At 33.7% G+C, this 21,988-nt stretch carries 17 protein-coding genes and 1 pseudogene; 10 read left to right on the forward strand and 8 right to left on the reverse strand.

The features are described from left to right. Positions 1-50: 50 nt before the first annotated feature. Positions 51-497, forward strand: a complete 447-nt coding sequence (locus BW986_RS17130; protein WP_081395675.1) for a YkvA family protein — start codon at positions 51-53, stop codon at positions 495-497. A gap of 1,017 nt (positions 498-1,514) precedes the next feature. Here the strand turns inward: BW986_RS17130 and BW986_RS17135 are convergent. Further along, positions 1,515-2,054, reverse strand: coding sequence for an ECF transporter S component (locus BW986_RS17135; protein ID WP_048681565.1), 540 nt, complete (start codon positions 2,052-2,054; stop codon positions 1,515-1,517). Between the two features lie 208 nt (positions 2,055-2,262). On the opposite strand from BW986_RS17135, the gene BW986_RS17140 reads away from it, so the two are divergent. Then, the gene (locus BW986_RS17140) at positions 2,263-3,111 is read left to right on the forward strand and encodes a pyridoxamine kinase (RefSeq protein WP_076369091.1); all 849 of its coding nucleotides are present in this window, start codon (positions 2,263-2,265) and stop codon (positions 3,109-3,111) included. 304 nt (positions 3,112-3,415) lie between these two features. Here the strand turns inward: BW986_RS17140 and BW986_RS17145 are convergent. Together BW986_RS17145 and BW986_RS17150 are read right to left on the reverse strand one after the other, a co-directional pair. Continuing rightward, a pseudogene (locus BW986_RS17145) lies at positions 3,416-3,943 on the reverse strand (DUF3898 domain-containing protein); the annotation flags it as partial. Between the two features lie 56 nt (positions 3,944-3,999). Then, the gene (locus tag BW986_RS17150) at positions 4,000-5,130 is read right to left on the reverse strand and encodes a site-specific integrase (protein WP_076369092.1); all 1,131 of its coding nucleotides are present in this window, start codon (positions 5,128-5,130) and stop codon (positions 4,000-4,002) included. A 287-nt stretch (positions 5,131-5,417) separates the two neighbouring features. On the opposite strand from BW986_RS17150, the gene BW986_RS17155 reads away from it, so the two are divergent. Both BW986_RS17155 and BW986_RS17160 read left to right on the forward strand, forming a co-directional pair. After that, positions 5,418-6,248, forward strand: a complete 831-nt coding sequence (locus tag BW986_RS17155) for a hypothetical protein (RefSeq protein WP_076369093.1) — start codon at positions 5,418-5,420, stop codon at positions 6,246-6,248. A gap of 193 nt (positions 6,249-6,441) precedes the next feature. After that, complete coding sequence (locus tag BW986_RS17160; protein WP_076369094.1) at positions 6,442-6,843, forward strand: hypothetical protein; 402 nt, start codon at positions 6,442-6,444, stop codon at positions 6,841-6,843. A gap of 118 nt (positions 6,844-6,961) precedes the next feature. Here BW986_RS17160 and BW986_RS17165 read toward each other — a convergent pair whose 3' ends face one another. Next, the gene (locus tag BW986_RS17165; RefSeq protein ID WP_076369095.1) at positions 6,962-7,777 is read right to left on the reverse strand and encodes a hypothetical protein; all 816 of its coding nucleotides are present in this window, start codon (positions 7,775-7,777) and stop codon (positions 6,962-6,964) included. A gap of 768 nt (positions 7,778-8,545) precedes the next feature. Here BW986_RS17165 and BW986_RS17170 point away from each other — a divergent pair. The 4 genes from BW986_RS17170 to BW986_RS17185 all read left to right on the forward strand — a co-directional run bounded on the left by BW986_RS17170 (position 8,546) and on the right by BW986_RS17185 (position 12,829). Then, positions 8,546-10,024, forward strand: a complete 1,479-nt coding sequence (locus BW986_RS17170) for a DEAD/DEAH box helicase family protein (RefSeq protein ID WP_076369096.1) — start codon at positions 8,546-8,548, stop codon at positions 10,022-10,024. 494 nt (positions 10,025-10,518) lie between these two features. Then, complete coding sequence (locus BW986_RS17175; protein WP_076369097.1) at positions 10,519-12,045, forward strand: phage major capsid protein; 1,527 nt, start codon at positions 10,519-10,521, stop codon at positions 12,043-12,045. A gap of 85 nt (positions 12,046-12,130) precedes the next feature. Then, complete coding sequence (locus tag BW986_RS17180) at positions 12,131-12,334, forward strand: hypothetical protein (protein WP_260320885.1); 204 nt, start codon at positions 12,131-12,133, stop codon at positions 12,332-12,334. 132 nt (positions 12,335-12,466) lie between these two features. Continuing rightward, on the forward strand, positions 12,467-12,829 hold the full coding sequence (locus tag BW986_RS17185; protein WP_076369098.1) for a P27 family phage terminase small subunit: 363 nt from the start codon (positions 12,467-12,469) through the stop codon (positions 12,827-12,829). Between the two features lie 360 nt (positions 12,830-13,189). Here BW986_RS17185 and BW986_RS17190 read toward each other — a convergent pair whose 3' ends face one another. The 3 genes from BW986_RS17190 to BW986_RS17200 all read right to left on the reverse strand — a co-directional run bounded on the left by BW986_RS17190 (position 13,190) and on the right by BW986_RS17200 (position 17,995). After that, positions 13,190-15,682 carry an SIR2 family protein gene (locus BW986_RS17190; protein ID WP_076369099.1) on the reverse strand — a complete coding sequence of 831 codons (2,493 nt, stop codon included), beginning with the start codon at positions 15,680-15,682 and terminating at the stop codon, positions 13,190-13,192. A 556-nt stretch (positions 15,683-16,238) separates the two neighbouring features. Next, positions 16,239-16,661 carry a hypothetical protein gene (locus BW986_RS17195; RefSeq protein ID WP_076369100.1) on the reverse strand — a complete coding sequence of 141 codons (423 nt, stop codon included), beginning with the start codon at positions 16,659-16,661 and terminating at the stop codon, positions 16,239-16,241. Between the two features lie 11 nt (positions 16,662-16,672). Then, the gene (locus tag BW986_RS17200) at positions 16,673-17,995 is read right to left on the reverse strand and encodes a metallophosphoesterase family protein (protein ID WP_076369101.1); all 1,323 of its coding nucleotides are present in this window, start codon (positions 17,993-17,995) and stop codon (positions 16,673-16,675) included. Between the two features lie 247 nt (positions 17,996-18,242). Between BW986_RS17200 and BW986_RS17205 the strand changes: the two genes are divergently transcribed. Continuing rightward, positions 18,243-18,641, forward strand: coding sequence for a hypothetical protein (locus BW986_RS17205; RefSeq protein ID WP_076369102.1), 399 nt, complete (start codon positions 18,243-18,245; stop codon positions 18,639-18,641). A gap of 215 nt (positions 18,642-18,856) precedes the next feature. Here BW986_RS17205 and BW986_RS17210 read toward each other — a convergent pair whose 3' ends face one another. Further along, the gene (locus BW986_RS17210) at positions 18,857-19,918 is read right to left on the reverse strand and encodes a DUF3900 domain-containing protein (RefSeq protein WP_076369103.1); all 1,062 of its coding nucleotides are present in this window, start codon (positions 19,916-19,918) and stop codon (positions 18,857-18,859) included. 502 nt (positions 19,919-20,420) lie between these two features. Here BW986_RS17210 and BW986_RS17215 point away from each other — a divergent pair. Beyond that, positions 20,421-21,833 carry a branched-chain amino acid transporter BcaP gene (locus BW986_RS17215; RefSeq protein WP_076369104.1) on the forward strand — a complete coding sequence of 471 codons (1,413 nt, stop codon included), beginning with the start codon at positions 20,421-20,423 and terminating at the stop codon, positions 21,831-21,833. Positions 21,834-21,988: the final 155 nt, after the last annotated feature.

Genomic DNA, 21,988 nt, shown 5'->3' on the forward strand with positions numbered 1-21,988 from the left:
AAGGTTGGATGAAATTAGGGGAATATTCCTGTTACTATGGTAAAATTTAAATGATGAATAAGGGGAGGATTATAATAGATACAACTAAATACTCAGATAATTTTTCTGAAGATTCATTTTGGAAGAAGATTAAAAAATTCGGCAAAAAGGCAGGGGTTAAAGTTGTTTATGTAGCTTTGCTTTTGTATTACACACTTCAAAAGCCAACTACTCCTGTTTGGGCAAAAACAGTAATTATTGGTGCATTGGGATATTTCATACTTCCGATTGATTTAATTCCTGACCTAGTCCCAGGTGGATATACTGATGATTTTTCAGGGTTATTTGGAGCATTGATTACTGTTTCAATGTTTATCGATGAGGAAGTGAAGCTAAATGCAAAAGAAAGAATTGGGATTTGGTTTGGTGAAAGTGCAATTTCTGATACAGATTCAGTTGATGATAAATTAAATAAGAAAACTGATCAGGATGAGCAAGATAAAGATGAAGATAAATAAATTCAAAAAAAGCACTTTCCCTATATTGGTTAAGTGCTTTTTTAATTTGTGAGAATGAGATAAAATAATGCCCTACTTTTCTGTACGAACACCTTTAAATTTACCACCTGAAGTCTTTTGATCCATAGTACGTCCTGTAGCTGCATCTCGTTTAACATAGTTACCATTTGGAGCTTTGAATTGGGTCCTGTTTTTTACTGCTCCATCACGATGGTTTTTTACCTGAATTACCTGCCTTAATACTCACCTCGCTATTACTAAAATAAAAGCCAATTGAAGCATGGACAAATTGATCCTTATGAGATATTTGAAGGAAGATTAAATGATTCCAATGTTCAATTAATTAACTGGTAAGATTTTTATAATCCTTAGAAGTCTCAGATAAGGTATTTTGTTTGGAGATTATTATGTAGGACAGGAGAGTGATAATTGATTGGATAAAAAGTCAAAAATAAATCTTAATGATGTGGATATGACCGATGTAGAAGTTATTTCAACGGAGAATATCGATATTAATGAATATTAGAAAGAAGCTTCTCGAGTGTATAGCCAAAGAAGAAAGTATGCTGTTTTTGTATAAGGAAAAGAATAAATAGTTTAATTGAAAGGACTATTCTAATGTGAAAAAGAGTAAACCAAGAAAAGAACTGCGAGGAAATGGCTAATTGTAAATGAACCTAACTACGAATTAATGGCTAAGGCGTTTACGGAACTATTACTTTAGTTTTACTAAAGGTGGATCTGGAGATGTAGAATTCGACAAATTAGGCACGATAGCTTTATTTTCTGCATTGGCAAATGATGAAGAAGGGAAACAAAAGGAATTAGATAAAATGAGAGCTCACGTTAAAAGACTTAAGAATGAAAAAAAGAAATAGATAAAGTCTTGTCGTGGCCATCTAGTTTACCCTCTGCATGCAGAGTACCGATAAAAAGGGAAGCAAACAAAACATAGCCCCGAAATACACCATCCATGTAGTATTTGGGGGCTACTTGACGTTTACCTTTATAGCGAATTTACTTAAAATAAGGAACCTTTTTCAAAGCCACACAAACTGGAACGGCAACGATAATTCCTAATATATTTTGAACGAGATCTCCAGGTATCGAAGCTAAAGGTGCAATCCAATTACCGTATAGAATCCCTTCACCAATATAATAAACAGCTATCATAAATGGAATGGAAACGATTGTTGCTATTACATTGAAAGCATTGCTAGTACCGTTGCGACCCTTTGACCAAGCGATTTTACCAACTATGTATCCTTGCAAACCACGCGCCACAATGGTGATAGGTGCCCACAATGTCCACCCTCCAACTATATCAAATAACCCCATTCCTATTGCACCAGCAAGAGCTGCTTTTTTAGGACCAAATAAAATAGATGCAATAAAAAGCATAGCTGTTCCTAGATGAACTAACCCTCCATTTGCGGCAATTGGCAGTTTAATATTCAAAAAGAAAGTAGATAGGAACACAAGTGCAATCAACATTGCGGTAATAATTAAATCCATAGTTTTTTGACTTGACCTTGAATAACTTTGTGTATTTTGCATATCTGTAAACCTTCCTAACTAGAATTTTCCTATGATTTTAGCAAAAGACTGGTGTCTATAAAAGTGTCAATTTATTAAAAAACTATGAGGTCAGTTGATAAAAAATACAGATATTATAGTATTGAAAAGAGAGAGGAGATGACTGTTTTCAGCTGATTTATGATAAGATAAATAAAGTTTAAAGTGGATAGGCCATATGGAGGTTATTATGAAAAAAGTTGCTGTACTACAGGATTTATCATCTTTTGGAAAATGTTCATTAACAGCTGCAATTCCGGTTCTTTCGGTCATGGGCGTGCAGGCATGCCCTTTACCAACGGCCATATTGACTGCGCAAACCGGATATCCAAGTTTTTTTTGTGAAGATTTTACATCCAGAATGAAATACTTCATAGAAGAATGGAGCAAGCTTAATGTAACCTTTGATGGAATCTATACCGGCTTCGTTACTGGTGAAGAGCAAATTGATAACATTTTCCATTTTTTAGATAAATTTTATACAAAAGAAACCATTTTACTTGTTGATCCAGTAATGGGGGATATAGGGGAAGTCTATAAACTTTTTACCGATGAATTACTGGTACTTATGAGAGAACTGGTGAAGCGTGCAGATGTCATTACACCAAATGTTACAGAGTGCTGTTTATTAACCGGATTGTCTTATGAAAAGCTGCATAGCTATTCAAACGAAGAGGACTATATTAAAGCGATAGAAGAAGCAGGGAATATGTTGCAGCAAGAAACGGGAGCTCAGGTTATCATCACTGGAATGAATCCACCGTCAGCAGATTCAGAGAAGCAGTTTATCGGAAATATGTATTTGGACGGAAGTAGAACCTTTTATAGTGCGACGCAGTATAACGGTGAAAGCTATTCAGGTACTGGTGATTTATTTGCATCTGTGATTATGGGAAGCATGATGCGTGGAGAGAACCTAGAAAAATCCGTACAGCTCGCAGTGGCATTCCTGACAGAGGCTATCAATGATTCCTCCTTAGAGCAAATTCCTAAAGTAGAAGGAGTTAACTTCGAAAAATATTTACGAATGTTATTATGAATGCTTTAAAAAATGGAAAAAATAGAGTAACAAAAGCTCGGCTTTTTGACTAACCGAGCTTTTTGTATAAATCAAATTAAGAAAAGAGCCTAAGTAGCAGTATTTACTTAGGCTTTTGATAAGCAATCATTTCTAAAAAATATATTCAACTTCTTAATTGGAAATAGGAATTGGAAAAAATAAACAAACTGGAGTAACTACTAACAAAAGTTAGTAGTTAGATTTAAGAGTATTAATAGTATTCTAAGGTCTAAAATTGATCACATACTGCTCACATTTTTGCTCACAAAACTCGGACTATTTCTTAACTTTTATTTATGATTTTTTCAATTAGAACTTGCAAATCATCTGGCCTATGAAATTCAATCGGCGAAACACCTTTATCGAACTCTATCGTATCGGATTCTATCATCAATACATACTTCCCATTAATCTTTCCTAAATGGATGCTGTCTCCGAAATCGGCTAGCAGTCCTTTGATGGATGTACTGCCTAGCTTCATTCGCAGCTCGGCTTCAGGTGTATGCTCGACAATCTGGGCTGTGGCTTCGACGACCTGGTGGGTTTCAAGACGTTCCTGGATTTCCCGCTTTTCACTCGTTTCCCAGATTTCCAGGTCTTGTTCGAATTTGTGCAGTTCGTCACTGTTATCTTCGAATTGGGCGGATACATGTTCATGGACCATGTGGATGACCTGGTTTTTCATGATTTCCGGCATCGATTCGCCATATTCGACGAATTTCAAGAAGTCCTCGAAGTAGCGGGCATGTGAAGCCTGGTGGATTTTCAGTTCGCCTTCTTCGACCATACCTTCTTCGGGCATGTATGGGAAAGGGTATCAGAGCCTTTGATACAACCAGTATTATGTTGCGATGGTCACAAAATTGGTCACAATTGAAGTATTTTATCAAGTTCAATTGCTACACTTTGCTGCATATTTTGCGAAACGTGACTGTAAATATCAAGTGTCGTAGAAATATCAGCATGACCTAATCTTTCACTAATTAGCTTTACGTTTACATTTTGCTGAATTAGAAGAGAAACATGAGAATGTCTAGATGAGTGAAATTTTATTCGAGGTAATCCAATTTTATCGGTTAAATTGTAAAACTCTTTCCTAAAATTTCGTGGAATCATCGGCGTTCCATGTTGTGTGCAAATTATTAAATCATTATCTTCATACTTCTCACCTAGTAAGAGTTTTTCTTCAATAATCATTTGTCGGTGACATATAAGTTCGGGTATTAATTTTGCAGGAATACTAACTGACCGAACACTAGAATTATTCTTTGCTCCTGCTTTAATTTCAGCCTTTTGAGTTAAAGTTTGACGTATATATATAGTGTTAGTATCGAAGTCTATATCTTTCCATCTAAGTCCCATTATTTCGCCTTCACGGCATCCACATAGGAAACCGATAAGGAAACCTACAAAGCAACGTGTCAATCGTTTAGTCTGTTTAGAGGCTGCTATAAAATAATTTATCTGTTCAAGAGACCATATTTCAATTTCTTTCTTTCTAATTTTAGGTAATGTAATGCCTATAGAAGGATTCGTCTTGATCAGTCTAATAATAGTTGCCTTTTTTAAAGCTGCACTTAAGACACGGAATATAAGGTGAATTGTGTATTCAGAATAATGGTTCTCGTTCACTAAATCATTTACAAATCTTTGAAGAATCATTGGAGTTATTTTTTGTAATTTAAAATGACCTAAGCGAGGCTTTATGACAGTTCTAAAATAAATATATTGAGTTTCATAAGTGCTCGCCTGTAATTGGATTTTACGTCCCTGAAACCATTCAATCATAAACTTTTCTAAGCTTAATGAAGAAAAATCAGTAAATTCATCTTGAAGAATTTCGGATTTAACTAGTGTCATAGCATCTAAAGCTTCTTTTCTAGATAAAAAACCTCTGCGCCGAATCTGCTTTCGTTTACCTGTCAAAGGGTCTATTCCACCATTGAAGACAAAATCCCATTTTCCTGTTTGTTTATTTTTAGTTATACTTCCTTTCACAGTAAGAACAACCTCCTTAAAAGCTGCTCTTATATCCGAAAAGATTCCCTAAGTGTATTTTAACATGAATATTTAGGGGGACGGAGATTGAACAAAAATAAAAATAGGTTAAAAGAAATTAAACTTAATGTACGAATGTGTGTTCGTTATATTAAAATAAATAAAGAGATGGTAATTGAGTTTGGCTGCTCTACCATCTCTTATTAAGAATATCGCAGAAGAAATAAACTTCTACACGAAACATGGTAGCAAATCTACTTCTTCTGTGTCAAGGGAGATAGACTATAATGAAATTAATGTCAATTTTAAGTGGTAAAGGATTTGTAATGTACAACAAAGATTTAGCTCATTCTGTATCAGTAAATGGAGCCATCATATTTGGACAGTTGTGTTCAAGTTATGAAAGTTTCGGCAGCAAAGGCATGTTAACTATAAGAGAGGACAAAGAATACTTCTTTTTAACTAGTGAAACTTTAGAGAAAGAAACTTCCTTGACATACAAACAGCAACTTAAGGCTGCTAAAGAATTAGAAGTCGCCGGTTACATAGCAACAAAAGTAATGGGTGTTCCTTCAAAAAAATATTTTCACATCACAGATAAGATTGTAGAGGAATTACTATTGGAGAGTAATCCTAAGTATGAAAAAAGGGAAGACCTGAACATACCACCAAATCAAGAACTTGAAAGACAAAATGTAAATCCCAGCTATGACAAAAGGGAAAACCTAGCCTTGACTAAAGGGGCCGGCAAACCTTTACAAAAGGGCTCAAGTATTAAAAAGAAAAATAAAAAAGAACAAGATAAAGAAAAAAAAGATTATATTGTTAACAAGGAAACAGTTAACAATGATGATATTATTTATAAATTAACTAACGAATATCGAATCAAGGGACTTAGTATAGAAGTCTGTGTACGAGTAGTTGAAGAAGCAAGACAAAAGAAAGATATAGAAAACTTTGGAGCATATCTTAGAACATGTCTTGAAAACACTTTATATAGAAGTAATGTCAAACATGGAGTGATTGATCCCCATGAAAAATTTAAAGAAAGACTGAAAGATTCAGATGTTCCCCTTTATAACTGGTTAGAAGATGACAATGACGAGTTACCGTATTAGTCATTAATCAGAATAGCGTCCAGGAGCCCATAATCAGCCCTTATAGACATTAAAAAGATTAACCTTTATAAATACTTATCTCGCTTAAAATGAGCCATACAGAAAAAAATTGTTCATTTGCTTTACACTTTTATATTAGACGATATAACAACTCCGTAAGATAAAAACAAACAAAATTACGGAGGTAACAACAATGACAAACAACAAAGACTTTAAAACAACTTTATTAGTATCCACTTATAAATGGAGCCGAAATGAATTCGATGAGATAAAGCAAAAAGAGGTTAAATCTCGAAAAGAATTTATTTATGAAGTTTCAGTCAGGGACATTTCAGATATGGCAGTCGTATTTCATAAATTCGGTAGAAAGGTTAAGTATAAGAAGCCAACAGATAAAAATTGGTACACGTATCGAACAATGGTAAACCGTCTGTTTAAAGAAGAAGTTACTCAAAAGTTTAGTGAAACGGATGGAAGACTCGTAGCCGTTAACACCTTAGTAGAGGCTGAATTAGAGATAGAAAAAAACAGCTATAGTGACACGTATAGTCCCTCCTTGGAATGGACTCCAGACAGGGGTCTTCCAAACTTCTAGAGATAACAGATCGAGCTTAATGCTCGATTTTTTTATGGATAAAATCAATATTTTATTTATCAACACAAAAAGGACTTAAAGCAGTCCTTTTATCAGTTTCTTTAGTTACCAAATATCTTTAGTCTGGGAAAGGTACATTGGCTTGAATATGAACAAACCAGAATCCCTTTTTTGGATCATTAGGATTTGGAGTTCCTGATCCTGATCCATTATTTAACGCATATAAAAGAGGTTGACTTCTTGACGCACCATTAAATATTTTACCATTTACCTTCACGTGATTTCCAGCTGCTTTAATTGCAGTACCCCAATCTCCTAGTAATTCTCTACCATGGGAGAATTCTAATAAACCCACCAGTTCTCTTTCAATGAAATTATCATGCATGTTAGCTCTCAACCCAGGTGTGGGTGTTACAGATGATGCAAATTCATTGTTTTTAGTACTATCATCTAATAACAAATATCTACCTCCCAGATGGGGCTGCGGAGTGGTTACTACATTGAAACGTGAAGCATGAATACTTTGTGTTTGGAACCAAAATGTTGGCCAATCCGTGTATAATTTTAGCTGATGTGCATCTACCTTTTTATCTTCGTACACTTTTGCTTGCATTAAAAGTGCGGTTTCCCTTTTATAATTCTTGTTATCTGTTTCAGTATATAAATAAAGAACATCTCCAAATTCTATACTTGTTTTTTTTATCCCAGTGTATGAAACCTTAGGAGTTTGGTGAATGAAATAAGAGTCCATTGAAATTTTAAGTGCGGTCGGTGTACTTGCTAGAACATTATTCCAGTCAGTACCTAAATCGCTAATATCCCTATGCATAGCGTCAAGCATCTTAACCTCACCACTTAATCCATTAAGTTTATCCCGAAAAAAATGTAATGTCTTTCTTATTAGGTCACTTCTTATTTCTTCTGATAATTTCATTATGTACCACCTTTTTCTATATTTAGCCTAATTCTACCATTATATTGAATATATCTCATCTTTTTTAGTGTTATATTTAACTCATATACTGGTTTGTACCTATCCTCAGAAGCTCTACGTTAACCCCTACTAGACTTTAACTCTCTCCCCAAGGTTAAATATTAATCCACTATAAAAGCTATAAGAATTCATTATTTTTGGCTTTGTAAAGATTAATGTTAATTTTTGAACAAATAAAAGAGACCACCTACATAAGTGGTCTTCTTTAGTGCATCCTGTTGAACTAAAACATCCGTTAGTTCTATAAGACTTATCGCTGAGTTGACACAAATAAAAAAACCTCTTTAATAAGAGGTTCGGCTTGTATACTCACCTGGAAGGCGGTTGCTAGTCCCAGCTAACTTGCTAATAGTAAACGCCCAAGCACTTTCAAAGACAACAGAAGAAACTAGATTTTCCATGGGCATCCCCTCCCCTAAATAAATAATGCTTGTAATTCTTAATCCAACAATGAAGAGGACGATAAATAACATTTGCAAGCTCGAGTTACGATCCCGACAGCTACCGGGTCAATATACAATATAGATACTATACCATATTTAACCAAAAAAGTAAAGATTAACTTTTGTGTTGATTAGAAACTGATAATCCATTAAATAATAATAAAATTCTCATTTTTATAAAGAAAATTTTCCCCGATTGATTTACATTTTTCTTTCTCCAGATACAAATGTATTGAGTGAAAAATACATTATCGGAGGAATAGAAATGAAAAATAAAATTTATGTAAGTAATGTCATTACGACGGATGTTATTAAAAAGTTGGAACCAGGAAAGAATTATCTAATTGGTAGTGAAATGGGTAGTGGTAAGAACTTTTGGGAAAGAAAAGTTCTTTTACCCTATACGTCAATTAATAATCAAAAAGTTTTACTCTTAACTCATCGTACCCAATCATTAAAACAGCAAGAAAACTATCTTGAAGACTATCGACAAGAACGTGAGCGACAATTCCAAGGTGGAATGTTTGATTTAATGTCATATCAAGCTTTTGAAAAGTTTCTTCATCGAAACGATCCGGTGCTTAACACATATCATTATATTGTTCTTGATGAAGCTCATTGTCTTGTCGGTGATAGTGCTTTTAATACAAGAACAGAATTAATTTTTAATTACCTCAATCAAAATGATAAAGCAGTTAAAATCCTTATGACCGGCACTTATGATGGTCTTTACTACTTACCTTGGGAAAATAAGTTAGAAGTTCTTAAAGAAGCAGACTACTATAACAATAATATAAAAGACTTGTTCCGATATGAACAAGATGAAACAGTTTTATCAGTTGTCCAAGATGAAGTTGAAAAAGGAAATAAGGTTCTTGTGTTTCATAAATCAAAGGAAACCATGTCAGATTTCAATATTGGTAACAGCAAAGCCCTGCATTCTGGCAATCGTGAAAATTCATTGGAATTCAAGCAGATTGCTACGACACAGAAATTCGAATGTGATGTATTAAATACAACAAGACTTATGACTGAGGCTACTGAAATTAAAGATGATTCAGTTGAAACAATTGTTATTAATGGAATCAGTGATATTGATACATTCGTTCAAGCCCCTGCTAGAGCCCGAGTGGGAGAAGTTAACGTGTATTACAAACGAATCTCTAAAAGGTCTATTGCAGCCAGACTCCGGAATCTCGAAAAGCAACTTGATTACTATAATAAATTCAAAGAACTTGGAGAGGTTAACTTTGTTGAAGAACATGGAATTGACGTAATTGGTAAACAAATGAAAGCATTCTTTCTTGATACTGTAATTGACCCAATTAGCCACCAAAAGTATACAAGATTACGAGTTCATAATTGTGGGTTAGCATTTTTAAGGTACCAATACGATATGTATGAGTTTATGAATCAATTAGGATTTGAAGCATTCTTTGAGAAGTATTTTCCTAACATTCAATATGTTGATGTAGAGCAACTAAAGAGAGTAGACTTCATTCAGTTGGATATTGTCGAAAATTATGTTGATAAAAAAGTCTTCAAAGACCAGCAGGAAGAGTTAGTTAATATGATTTGTCAGAAGTATGGATTAAGAGGAAAGAACGGCTCAACAAAAATTGGTATGAAAACTATTAATTCATTCTTTGAAGAAAACAACATTCGTTTTATCATTTCAAATAAGAAAGAAAGTAGAGGTGAACATAGAAATAAAATGTATTGGATAATCAACAAAATCAATTGATCCAAATTTGTTACTTTTCTTATTTAAATAGAACAATAACAAATTTGGAACATTCTAAGGCGGAATAGAGATAAGGCCTTCTTACTTTTTTATTTTGAAGTCAGAAAAAAGATAAAATTAATATATTTTTACGGAAAATGTTGATTGTTCGTATAAAAATTCCAAGTTATATATATATATAATAGATAAGGATTGAACAGTCAGTTCCTTTTCAGTTTAGGTTTTTAAATTCATTTACGTTTCCTCCTATTTACGAGAACTGGTCTTCCATATACTGGTTCTCCTTTTTTAAAGCTTACTATCGTACTGCCGTATGGCAGTAACTAAAATAAATGGACTTACAGAATAAGTTCTATTTTTCCAATTTTTCCTTAAAAAGGTGACTGGTGTAACCCTGGTCAATGAGTCATGCCTTTGGGTATGGCTTATTTTATTTTGCATTCAACTGCTTTTGAAAGCAGTTTATTATTTCAAATTGAAGGGACGAAATAAAAATGAAGATGGAACTAAGGGTTCAAAATGCTGAATTACTTGCTAATGAAGATGGAACAATGACCGTTTCTGGTTATGTGAATAAAACCGAATCATTAAGTAATGTTCTTGGAGTCACAAAAAGATTCGTTGAAAAAATTGCAAAAGGAGCCTTTGCTCGTTCAATTCAAAATGCTCAGAGGGACATAGATTTCCTTGCTGAACATAACAACAAATTAATCTTGGCTTCTACTCGTAACCAATCTTTGAACCTTACTGAAGATAATAAAGGTTTGTTCATGGAAGCTATGATTACCCCTACTACATGGGGAAAGGATTATTACGAATTAATCAATTCTGGAATCCTTAGAAATATGTCTTTCGGTTTTCGAACTATTAAAGATAACTGGAAACAACTCGAAGCTGGTCTTTATGAAAGAACCATTGAAGAACTTGAATTATTCGAGGTCTCGGTTGTTCGAAACCCAGCCTATTCACAATCAACTATCGCAGCAAGAGGAATTGATTTAGTGGAAGAAGTCAAAGTTCCTTCTGATGTAATACAAAATGAAAATAAAAAACAAGAGGAGAGTAACAACAATATGAAAACAGAACATCGATATGTAAGAACAAATGAAGAACTTAAAAAGGAAGAACGAAATGCTGATTATGAAGATTTCACATCGTTTATTCGTGAAAAACGTGCTTTACAAGGGACAGTTGAAGGATCTAATTTAGTTCCCCAAAATGTCGCTGATTTAGTTGTGAAAAAGATGGAAGAAACTTCTCCTGTATTTGCTCGTGCAAAGAAATTTCCTTCTGTATATGGTTCTTTGAAAATCGCTAGAGAAGATGACTTTAATTTTGAGGCTGGCTTTGTTGGTGAGGGACAAGATATCATCGAGGGAGCAATAGCACTGCAAGAAGTGAAGCTAGAGCAGAAGAGATACGGAGCTGCTATTCAGTTAACAAACCAGTTGATAAATGACAGCGCAATCAACATCGTAGACTATATTGCTGATTTATTGGCCCGCAGAGTGGCAAAAGTAGCAGAGAGAAGTATCCTAAATGGTAATACAACCGAAGAGTTCCGAGGGATTATTCATGATACTGATGTACAAGCAATTTCAGTGCCTACTTCTGTTAATAACATCACTTATGATTATTTAATGGACCTTTATAATGCAGTTCATCCAGATTATTTGAACGGAGCAATCTATATTGTTGAAAAGTCAGCTTTTAGTGCAATCTCTAAACTGAGAGATGGTGCAGGACATTTTTATATGCAAAATGGTGATGTGAATGGACGTCCAACGCGTACAATCTTCGGAGCCGAAGTATTTGTAAGTGATTCGCTTCCTGGAACTACTCCAATCGTTTTCGGTAACATAGAGCGTGGGTATGGGTTGATGATCAAAAAGGCTCAAGGAATTCAAATGATTCAAGATACACAGACAGCGTTTAAGGGGACCAAAATGTTTCTGTGTGATGTTTATGCTGATGGAGCAGTGTACAACCCCCATGCTTTAGCAAAATTAGTAATAGTCTAATAAACGATGAGCAAAGTGGAAGAGAATACTACAATTCTCTTCCTATTATTCTATTTAGTCTAATTAAATAAAGGAGTGTAAGACATTGAGAGCAGAGTTACAAGTAATGAAAAAGTTTAAAACAGCGTTTCGTGGAGACGAATATCGATTCTTAGTTGCAAAAGTTGCGATATATTATTTGAGAAGTCATGTTAGAAGTAAAACAGATTTATTTAATGAAGTAAACAAGGTGTTATTGTCACAAAAGTTAGCACCAATTAGTTTTGGTTTTATTCGTAATAATATATAAGCAGAAAGGACGCCTACCTTTTTCAAAAAAAAGGTAAAAATGGCTTTAATAACGTGTGAATGTCCGTTCACACTACCTGGATTTTTTACAAAAAGGATTTTTATGTAATTATTTGTAAAAGGAGAGAATGCAATGAAAGCACCAGCACATTTTGATGAAACTAGTACCAAACACTTTAATTTTATCGTAGAGCAACTTCAACGAATCGAAAAATTGGATGAAGCATATCTTCCGATAATTGATGCCCTAGCTTTCAATCTTACAGAAGTTGAATCATGTCAAAAAGTTTTAATGAAAGAAGGATTTATAATGGATGGCCTTCATGGAAAGAAAGAACATCCTGCTGTTTCAATATCCAAGAAAGCCCAATCAAAAGTTTTAGAGAGCTATAAAGTATTAGGATTGGATGCTTCTCAAAGATTCAAAGAAGACCAAGCTAAGCCAGAAGATTTGAATAAAGACCCATTAATTCAATTATTGCGTGCAAAGTTTTGATTTTTAAATTAGTGTAAGAAACCTATGATTAAACTGTAACTATTAACAGAATGGATTCTCTTATTCACGCTATATTAAAGTCAACTAATTAGAAATGAGGTGCCCTATGTCTTTAAGTTTTTTATAAACTTTGAGATAAGAGCTATAGATGTTCTAATTATTATTAGTAAGTAAGCAATAGCGGCAATACTTTTAAGTGTTACTGCCGGAGTTCTAATATTAACTAAAAAAAGACCGAGCATTTATGCTCGATCATTCTTTGGTTTTATTTATCTTATAAATGTTTTTACTAAAATTGAAAAAGGTCTATAATAAAAAGGAATGCCAAATTAACTTAATTTTATAAATTGCTAGAGAAACCTAGTTAGCATAATTAAACATAAATTCTGGAACTTCCCACATTTTTGTTTTTTCTAATCGATCCCTTAGAGATAAACTTTCGGGATCATTTATTAAATTATGTCTAATCAACCAAGCTAGGACTAGATCACCCTCTGCATCTCCTGAAATTGACAAATTATGCCACCAATCTTTTACTTCATTGGTCTTTATCGGACCAATACCTATTTGACTTATTAAAGTATCTGCTTCTTGCCAATTTTCACTATCGTTTTGGATGAGATTCAATGCCTGATTAATTAAAGCGAAGGGATCTTTTTCATCCAATTTAGGCGTTATTAATTCTTCCATATTATAGTGAGAAATACTTGGTAGTATTTCTTTTTTTCTTATAAGATAAAATAAATTAATTCCAGCTAATGTTTCCCCAAGTTCAAAAGCCATCATAAAGTTATCAGCGGCAGTTAGAGAATCGCCTTTTTGGTAATAATAAAAAGCTCTGCTTATGTAGGCATCAGATACACGGGCCTGAACTTTTTCGGATTTACTATTCCTAAATAACCCAATTATTTTATTATTTATTGCTAATAACGCTTGTGGATCAGTATCCTCTGAGTTCTCCGTACACAATTCAATTGCGTCCAGTAAAAGTTCTTGGATAAATTCTTTTTCATTAACACTAAATTTAGATTCAAATGTCTCTAATGTTAAGCAAGCTTCACGTACTTTTCCCTCCTCAATTAAAACCCTCAACCTTCCAAAAAGTCCTAGTGCTTCGGTCTCTTCTCCTAATCTATCTGAGTTAGTAACCAAGTAATCACAAATTCTATGTGCATGATCAAAGTCATTTAAGTTAATGTAAATCGTAATAAGCCTATAAGCAGTTGTTAAGATAATAGGTGTAATATTATCTATCTTATCAAATTTTTCAATTAACTCATTAAAAATTTGTAGAGTATGTTTAACTTCGACATCTTTTAGAGAGATTGCTCTGTTATACATTGCATGCGCTATAGGATACTGTAATTTAGGATCCTTAACATCGTTAGCTAGATCTATTAACTTATCCAGTGTATTAAGATAATTTTCTTCATCATCTAGTTCATTGTAAGTACCTGCTTTTAGGTCATAGGCTAAAACTAGTAATCCAGCTATGTTGAATTTAGCATCTTTTATTTTAACTTTTTGTACTATATCCTCTAAATATGTAAATGCAGATAAAGTAAGTTCATAATTTTCATCTACTTCCTTATCAGTATTGGATATAATAGAAAAGATAACTTGCAGTAATTCGAGTAAAGTTCCATGGTTGAAATTTTCATAATTTAGCTGTTGCAACAGTCTTGCTGCAGTAATATATTGGGATCTTCTCGCAAAACCCCTTATATTTTTAAATAAATTTACGTTTTGATCATCATTTCCATCATTTTCCTTTTCTAACCTTTTTAAATTTTTTAGCCTATCTATGACATGGCCTAAGAAAAAAACGTCCATGCTCTCATTTTTTTCACTTGAACCACCAATAAATTTGATTAGAAAATTAATAGGGTCCTGAGTTATTTCAGGTTCTGGTAAATCAAGAGCATTAACGAGTCTATCAAAAACGATATGGGCACTTAGTGTTGGTTCATTTTGAATTACTAGCTTAGCGGGGGCGTCTACTATTATATGTTCGTTTTTATCTTGGTGGTCGTCATGCTTAGTAATTACACTATTCTTTTCAGGAATTACGAATACAATATCATTGTGTTCTTTCAGCCATTGAGGTAAATTATTTAGTGCATTATATGAATAACAAAACCAATAAAGATTGTAAGGTAATCTTCTAGATTGTAGTCGTTTTCTTAAAGATGTCATGATTACATCATTTTCCCAACCACTATAACCTATGACAAGAGGAGAGATTGATTCTCCTATTCTTTCTAAAAGAGAAGCCATAGTATTTGTGGTTATTTCAGAACCCTTATTCCTAGCTATAATTTCAGGAGTTAGATTACAACAGTCATATGATAAATAAGAACCATGAACATGTACAATTTGGATGTCTTCACTTTCACTATTAACTTTAAAAGCTGTATCAGGATGATCACATGTGATATGTTTAACATTGAAATGATTAAGTGCACGCGCTAAAAAATCGTCAAAATTTGGTGTAACAACAATATTTCCTAGTTTACTATAAGCTAATAAATGCGCTAAGCGAAAATTTGCTGGGGTAATATTTTTATTTTCTATTAAAGTTCGAAAGAATCTTTGTCTAGAAATTGGTTGTGGGTACGCTTTTTCAAGCCAAAAGGAATATTCCTCAGCGCCACTCAGGTTTTCACTTAAATTAAAGGTAGCGTTGCTTTGTTTTATCTTGTTTTTACAGAGTTCTATAATGTCTTTGGCTAAAGGGATTGAGTCATAAGATATACCTGCGCCTACAATAAAGTAAAAAGGATTATTTCTTTCGGAAAGAGCTTCTTTAATCTCATAAATTGCTTGATTTAAATTTAATATCCGTTCAGACATATTATGATCATCCTTTAAGTCTTTGATTAAGATAATTGAAAAAATTAGCTTTTGAACCAATTCTAACATAATGATGTTAAAAAAAGGGTGACGAAGTTAATAAAATATCAATTTTATCACACAGCTTGTAATGGGGTAGGGTGAATGCAAAATCCCTCTTAAAGCAGTATTTTTACAAATTTTATCCAACATCGGACTAGATTGGAGAGGAAGAACTGCCAAATAACAATTTAAAAAGAAGGTAAATTATTTTAAGTTTAATTGAGATGAACCCGTATCATAAAAGTTAGGTATAAAAGGTTAAAAAAACTCTAGATAAGTAATTTTTCTCTAGAGTTTAATCTCAAAATATTTAATTTTACTGAGAAATTTCGTTTCTTTTAACTCATCGTCCTTCAATAAGGTGATATGTAAATTTAAATTATAATAACTTTTTAATGCGTTTCTAAATTTAAGCATATCATTGGAGGATGTTGAATTATTATATTGAATCAATAAGTCTATATCGTTAGGTTTAGGATCATAAAGTATGGAGCCGAAAAGGTATAACTTTAATTTAGAATATGGAACGATTATTTTTCTTGTTTTCCTCACGTTCTGCTGCAGTGATGTAATTAATGAAGAAATGTTTATTATCATAATTTAAAGCCCCCATAAACTCTTTGAAATTAAACAAGCCTATGTTATGTTCTTTTGCTAAATTTTTTGCACTTCCAGTATAATCGTTCCAGTTACTTGAATTAACTATAGCGTCAATATTTTGATATCGAGAAAAAATATCTAAAAATTCAGACTCTGAAAGAATATATATGTTTACTAATAAAACACGTAATTCACTATCGTTTTTTTTTATTAACTTGAATAAGGGTAATCCAATTTGTTTCACAGATTTAACAGATTGGTGTTTTGAAATAACATCGAGGAAAAATTTTATACTCTCTGGTCTAGGGGTATCGTTTACATCAAGTAAATTTTCCATTTTAGTTCCTCCTACAAATTTTCTTCATTAAGAATATTATATACTTCAATAGGAAAAAGTGGTATATCTTGACTTTTGAACTCGCTCAAATGATTATTTTTAAACCCATCGACATGACTTTTATAAGTTTGTAATATATGTTTTTTTGAATCAGCAATTAAATCTTTGTTATTTTCCAATAAGTCTAAAATTCTATCATTATTAGGGATTATAATTGAGACAGCTTTTTGACGCCAGATATATGCTGCTTCTGAAAAAGGTTTTTGTTGGGCTAAAATGGATTTAGGGCCATACTGCTTAAATGTTAGCTCATTTTCACTAAATAGACCTTCTAGTTCACTATTCAGTTCTTTTCTTCTATTTACTAATGGAATAGCGATAGTATTTCCTTTATCTTCATCCTTGAATTTATGGATTAATGTTCCACTTTCCATACGCCTACCTAAAGAATTGTTTTTTGTCCAATACTCATGTTCAGAATTCCACAGGTATTGAGTAATATAAGCATCGGAAGAGTTAATTTTAATATCTACGAACCCTCCAATTGTATAACCGTCAAAATGAACACCAGAACAAACTACAGTTAGTAAATTATTATAATTATTAGCCTCATAGCTGTAACCAGCCTGATGTACATGGCCTGATAAATAGATATTTACACCATAATCATCAAATAAATTTAAAATCGCTTGTTTTTCTGATGATGTAAAACATTCTAAAGTATGATGACCCATAGCTATAACTGGTTTATTATCTTTATTAGAGAGCTCTTCAAAACAATCAAACAATTTATCTTTTGCAATTAATAATTTTCCTTCTTCACCAGATTCATTAGCTAAAAGACATGTGTTAATTAAAATTAAGTAGCAATGATTTAAATCAACTATGGAATGTATTTCCTTTAAAGGGTAATACTCACCTTTTAATTTTGTATAAAATTCATTAAATTTTTCAAAAGAACTCAATAAAATATTTAAATCCTTCTGTTCAAGTAAGGTAAAGTCCAAAAAATCTGATGGAGTAGGAACAGTGCTTGTTAAAACATTATTAATTAATTCAGTCCTGGAAGGATTTCTAGTTAAATCATGGTTTCCAGGGACTATTAATAATTTTTCCGTGCCTATTTTAATTGAATCTAATATTTCTTGTATCATTTCAATATGAGAATCTGTAAAATCTTGTCCTTGATGAGTTATATCACCACTGAGAAGAATATAGTCAAAAGATTGCTCTGTATTTAATTCAGAAATTTTGTCTAAAAGCTTTCTCCTCATACGCTTAGTTTGATAATTATTTATTTGAGCATGGATATCAGAAATATGTAAGATATGCATAAAGTAATCTCCTTAGGGATTTTAATGATATTATAACAAAAAAATCCTTATTTTAGAGACAGACAATGGAGAACCGCCTCACATGGTAGTATAAATCAAATTATAAAATATTAATATTCTGGCTATTGTTTAATAAAATGCTGATAAGATTATGGGATATAGTTTTTCGTCGATGTTAGTTTAAAAATAAAAAAAATTAATTTACACCTCGTGTTTCTTAGATATAAGAATATCGAGGTGATTTTTTATGTTGCCAACAAAAGAGCAACTAATACAACATTTAACTGACAAAATGACAAACCAGGACATTGCCAATATTTATGGAACAACCTTTCAGAAGATAATGCATCTTATTAAGAAGAATGGAATTAATCAAAATGAACTCAGGAAGGTAAACACCCAAATCGTTTATGAGCATTCGCTTAACGGAGTTGTTGTGTATGTTGGAAGTGGAGTTTGGTACCGTTGTAGAAGATATACAAATAGAGGAAACTTGGAACATAAAAAGTTGATGCAAGAAGGGAAGCTCACTTATAAGTTTCTGGCGGAATTTGATTCAGAAAAAGAAGCAAGACAATATGAAGCTAAACTAATAAGAAAATATAAAAAGCAAGGGTTATGTAGATTTAATAAAAGGATGTATTAAATTGAAGTATAAATATAAAAAGAGAATGCTATTTCATAATGCATTCTCTCTTAATGATAGTAATCTTTAGGAAACCTTTTAACAGGAATAAGAGCTTTCTTTTTGTTAATTTAGCGGTCACACTTTCGGTCACTAATATCGCCGAGAAAACCTTTGTATCTCTGTTTTCTGTTAGATTAGTGGTCACACAATGCTCAAAATATCCGTTGAAAACCTCAAACCTTCCTACTAATCCGCTCCACAATCTCCATTAAATCATCCGGCCTGTGAAATTCAATCGGCGAAACGCCTTTATCGAATTCTATTGTATTCGATTCTATCATCAATACATACTTTCCATTAATCTTCCCTAAATGGATGCTATCTCCGAAATCGGCTAACAGTCCTTTGATGGATGTACTGCCAAGCTTCATTCGCAGTTCGGCTTCAGGTGTATGCTCGACAATCTGGGCTGTGGCTTCGACAACTTGGTGGGTTTCAAGGCGTTCCTGGATTTCACGTTTTTCACTCGTTTCCCAGATTTCCAGGTCTTGTTCGAATTTGTGCAGTTCGTCACTGTTATCTTCGAATTGTGCGGATACATGTTCATGGACCATATGGATGACCTGGTTTTTCATGATTTCCGGCATCGATTCACCATATTCAACGAATTTCAAGAAGTCCTCGAAGTAGCGGGCATGAGAGGCCTGATGGATTTTCAGTTCGCCTTCTTCAACCATACCTTCTTCGGGCATGTATGGGTATTGAATGGATTTCATATTTTTAGTGGTGATTGCCATTTCAACGTGCCTAATCAGGGTCCGTTCATCCGAAATGGAAGCAACTTTTGGCTCGAAATCACATTTTAATAAGAAAACGAATGGTTCATCAAGATATTTCGATAATTTAGCCGATGCAATTATGAAGACACCGCCACGGACGGCACTTGTATCGATATAGGACCGCGTGAATTGTTCATTTTCCTCTTGGAATTCCTCTTTCGTTTTGGCATAGCGAACACGGTTAAATACATTGTAATTAGGATTGGAATCAAGTGCATGTCCTTCTTCGACAATAAAAGAACCGATTTTGGTAGGTATTTGTTCAGTTTTTGGATGACGGTCCACTTTTCGCTTGGAAATCTTCATCAATTCCCCATCCAAAAAATCCTTTAGAGGACTTTCCTCGTATTCTTGGCTATCAAGAGTTTGGAAATGTTTAAAACGCTTATCAGCCTGATCGCCTTTTCCTTCAACTTGGATTAGATAAAAAGACAGATAGGTAATCGTAAAATCCATGAATGTCACCTTCTTCAATTAGTAAGCATAATTCCCATACTTTTTTTAAGACTTAATAAGTATAGTGATGTACTTTGATTCCGTCAAACGATTGGTGCACGAATGATCAGAATAATATTGATGAATTATTTCATAATAATACATAGAGAAAAATAAATAATGATTCTTTATTGGATAAAAAATATTAGAACTTTTACAAGAACAAATTAAGGGAAAACATTCTAATAGCTCATTTTCGATATTAATATAACGATTTTTTAAACTTTCATTGTTAATTATGGATAATAATGTTGAATAATAACGTTTATATTCCAAAGAAGATTCAAAAAACAGAATTTTACAATAATAAATCATTGACGAAGGAAAGGGTTATTCGTATAATTTGAAAGTCAGATAATTCAGGAATTGCAGAAATTTGTCGAAATTTCTCCGATATAAATGTAAGTGAATTTATTTGTCTTGAGTTTTCAGAATAGTTTATAAAATTTATGGAGGAGAGAACATGAGCATTTTTAGAAAGAAGTCCATTGAGGACTTGTTGAAAAACGCAGGTTCCGGCGGTAAGGGATTGAAACGGGAACTAGGGGCTTGGGATTTAACGATGCTAGGAATTGGAGCGATTATTGGGACAGGCATTTTTGTATTAACAGGTACTGGTGCAGTGAATGCGGGTCCTGCACTTTCATTATCGTTCGTCATTGCTGGACTTGCCTGTTTATTCGCGGCACTCTCCTATGCAGAATTTGCAGCTTCCGTGCCGGTATCCGGTTCGACTTATACGTATGCTTATGCTACTTTGGGTGAATTCGCCGCTTGGATAATCGGCTGGGACTTAATCCTTGAATACTTATTGGCTGTTAGTGCCGTATCGGCCGGATGGTCAGGCTATTTCCAATCATTTTTAAGCGGATTCGGGATTAACTTTCCGGAGAAATTGACCGCAGCACCGGGTTCGATCGAAGGTGTCACGACTTATATGAACTTGCCAGCCTTTTTAATAGTCATGGCGATTACCTTTTTGATTTCCATAGGTACGAAACAAACGACTAGAATCAATAATATAATGGTAGTTATTAAAGTGTTGGTTGTCTTATTGTTCATCGTTTCTTCTATTTATTATGTGAAACCGGAAAACTGGCAGCCATTCATGCCATTTGGAATAGATGGGGTTTTTTCAACTGCCGCATTAATGTTCTTTGCCTTCATCGGCTTTGATGCAGTGGCATCTGCTGCTGAAGAAACAAGAAATCCAGGAAAAAATTTACCACGCGGAATCCTCGGTTCCTTAGTCGTTTGTGTTGTGCTTTATATGGTCGTAAGTCTAATCATGACAGGTGTGGTACCGTATGCACAATTCAGCAAGGCTCTTGACCACCCGATTTCTTTGGTCTTGCAAAGCGCAGGACAAAATTGGGTTGCAGGGATCATCGATCTAGGTGCCTTCCTCGGAATGACAACGGTGATCTTGGTTATGTTGTATGGGCAAACCCGAATCATGTTTGCGATGTCACGTGATGGACTGATGCCAAAATCCTTATCAAAACTTCATAAAAAATATAAAACACCTTATGCGGCTTCGTGGATATTTGGTTTGATAGCAGCCTTATTGGGAGCATTCATTCCGCTTGGTGAATTGGCTGAGTTAGTCAACATTGGGACATTGACTGCGTTTACGATGATTTCCATAGCGGTCATCGTTTTACGGAAAACAAGGCCTGATATGAAACGCGCTTTTTATTGTCCGGCTGTACCGCTCGTTCCAGGCCTGGCAATCGTTTTTTGCGTATTCTTGATGGTTCAGCTAGGGAGTCATACATGGATAAGGTTCTTGATCTGGATGGCTATCGGAGTCGTCATTTACTTCACTTATTCCCGTAAGCATTCCAATCTTAACCAACAGGAAAATGATCATTGAAACAATCTGGGTGTTGCAGTTTGACAATGAAAGGAGGTTCGGAATATTCTCCCCTGAACCTTGATTTTAAAAGATAACTTGATTATCCTACTTGTTTTTTTACGATAATTCGAACGTTGATTTTCACTCCAGGCATTCGCTTTCCGCAGGCGGTC

The organism is Peribacillus simplex (assembly GCF_900156045.1).
Lineage (GTDB): Bacteria > Bacillota > Bacilli > Bacillales > DSM-1321 > Peribacillus > Peribacillus simplex_D.

What these genes read in the sequence shown, in the direction of transcription:
- BW986_RS17130 (WP_081395675.1), top strand. Translation starts at nt 51, where the DNA reads ATGATGAATAAGGGGAGGATTATAATAGATACAACTAAATACTCAGAT.
- BW986_RS17135 (WP_048681565.1), bottom strand. Translation starts at nt 2,054, where the DNA reads ATGCAAAATACACAAAGTTATTCAAGGTCAAGTCAAAAAACTATGGAT.
- BW986_RS17140 (WP_076369091.1), top strand. Translation starts at nt 2,263, where the DNA reads ATGAAAAAAGTTGCTGTACTACAGGATTTATCATCTTTTGGAAAATGT.
- BW986_RS17155 (WP_076369093.1), top strand. Translation starts at nt 5,418, where the DNA reads ATGAAATTAATGTCAATTTTAAGTGGTAAAGGATTTGTAATGTACAAC.
- BW986_RS17160 (WP_076369094.1), top strand. Translation starts at nt 6,442, where the DNA reads ATGACAAACAACAAAGACTTTAAAACAACTTTATTAGTATCCACTTAT.
- BW986_RS17165 (WP_076369095.1), bottom strand. Translation starts at nt 7,777, where the DNA reads ATGAAATTATCAGAAGAAATAAGAAGTGACCTAATAAGAAAGACATTA.
- BW986_RS17170 (WP_076369096.1), top strand. Translation starts at nt 8,546, where the DNA reads ATGAAAAATAAAATTTATGTAAGTAATGTCATTACGACGGATGTTATT.
- BW986_RS17175 (WP_076369097.1), top strand. Translation starts at nt 10,519, where the DNA reads ATGAAGATGGAACTAAGGGTTCAAAATGCTGAATTACTTGCTAATGAA.
- BW986_RS17185 (WP_076369098.1), top strand. Translation starts at nt 12,467, where the DNA reads ATGAAAGCACCAGCACATTTTGATGAAACTAGTACCAAACACTTTAAT.
- BW986_RS17190 (WP_076369099.1), bottom strand. Translation starts at nt 15,682, where the DNA reads ATGTCTGAACGGATATTAAATTTAAATCAAGCAATTTATGAGATTAAA.
- BW986_RS17195 (WP_076369100.1), bottom strand. Translation starts at nt 16,661, where the DNA reads ATGGAAAATTTACTTGATGTAAACGATACCCCTAGACCAGAGAGTATA.
- BW986_RS17200 (WP_076369101.1), bottom strand. Translation starts at nt 17,995, where the DNA reads ATGCATATCTTACATATTTCTGATATCCATGCTCAAATAAATAATTAT.
- BW986_RS17205 (WP_076369102.1), top strand. Translation starts at nt 18,243, where the DNA reads ATGTTGCCAACAAAAGAGCAACTAATACAACATTTAACTGACAAAATG.
- BW986_RS17210 (WP_076369103.1), bottom strand. Translation starts at nt 19,918, where the DNA reads ATGGATTTTACGATTACCTATCTGTCTTTTTATCTAATCCAAGTTGAA.
- BW986_RS17215 (WP_076369104.1), top strand. Translation starts at nt 20,421, where the DNA reads ATGAGCATTTTTAGAAAGAAGTCCATTGAGGACTTGTTGAAAAACGCA.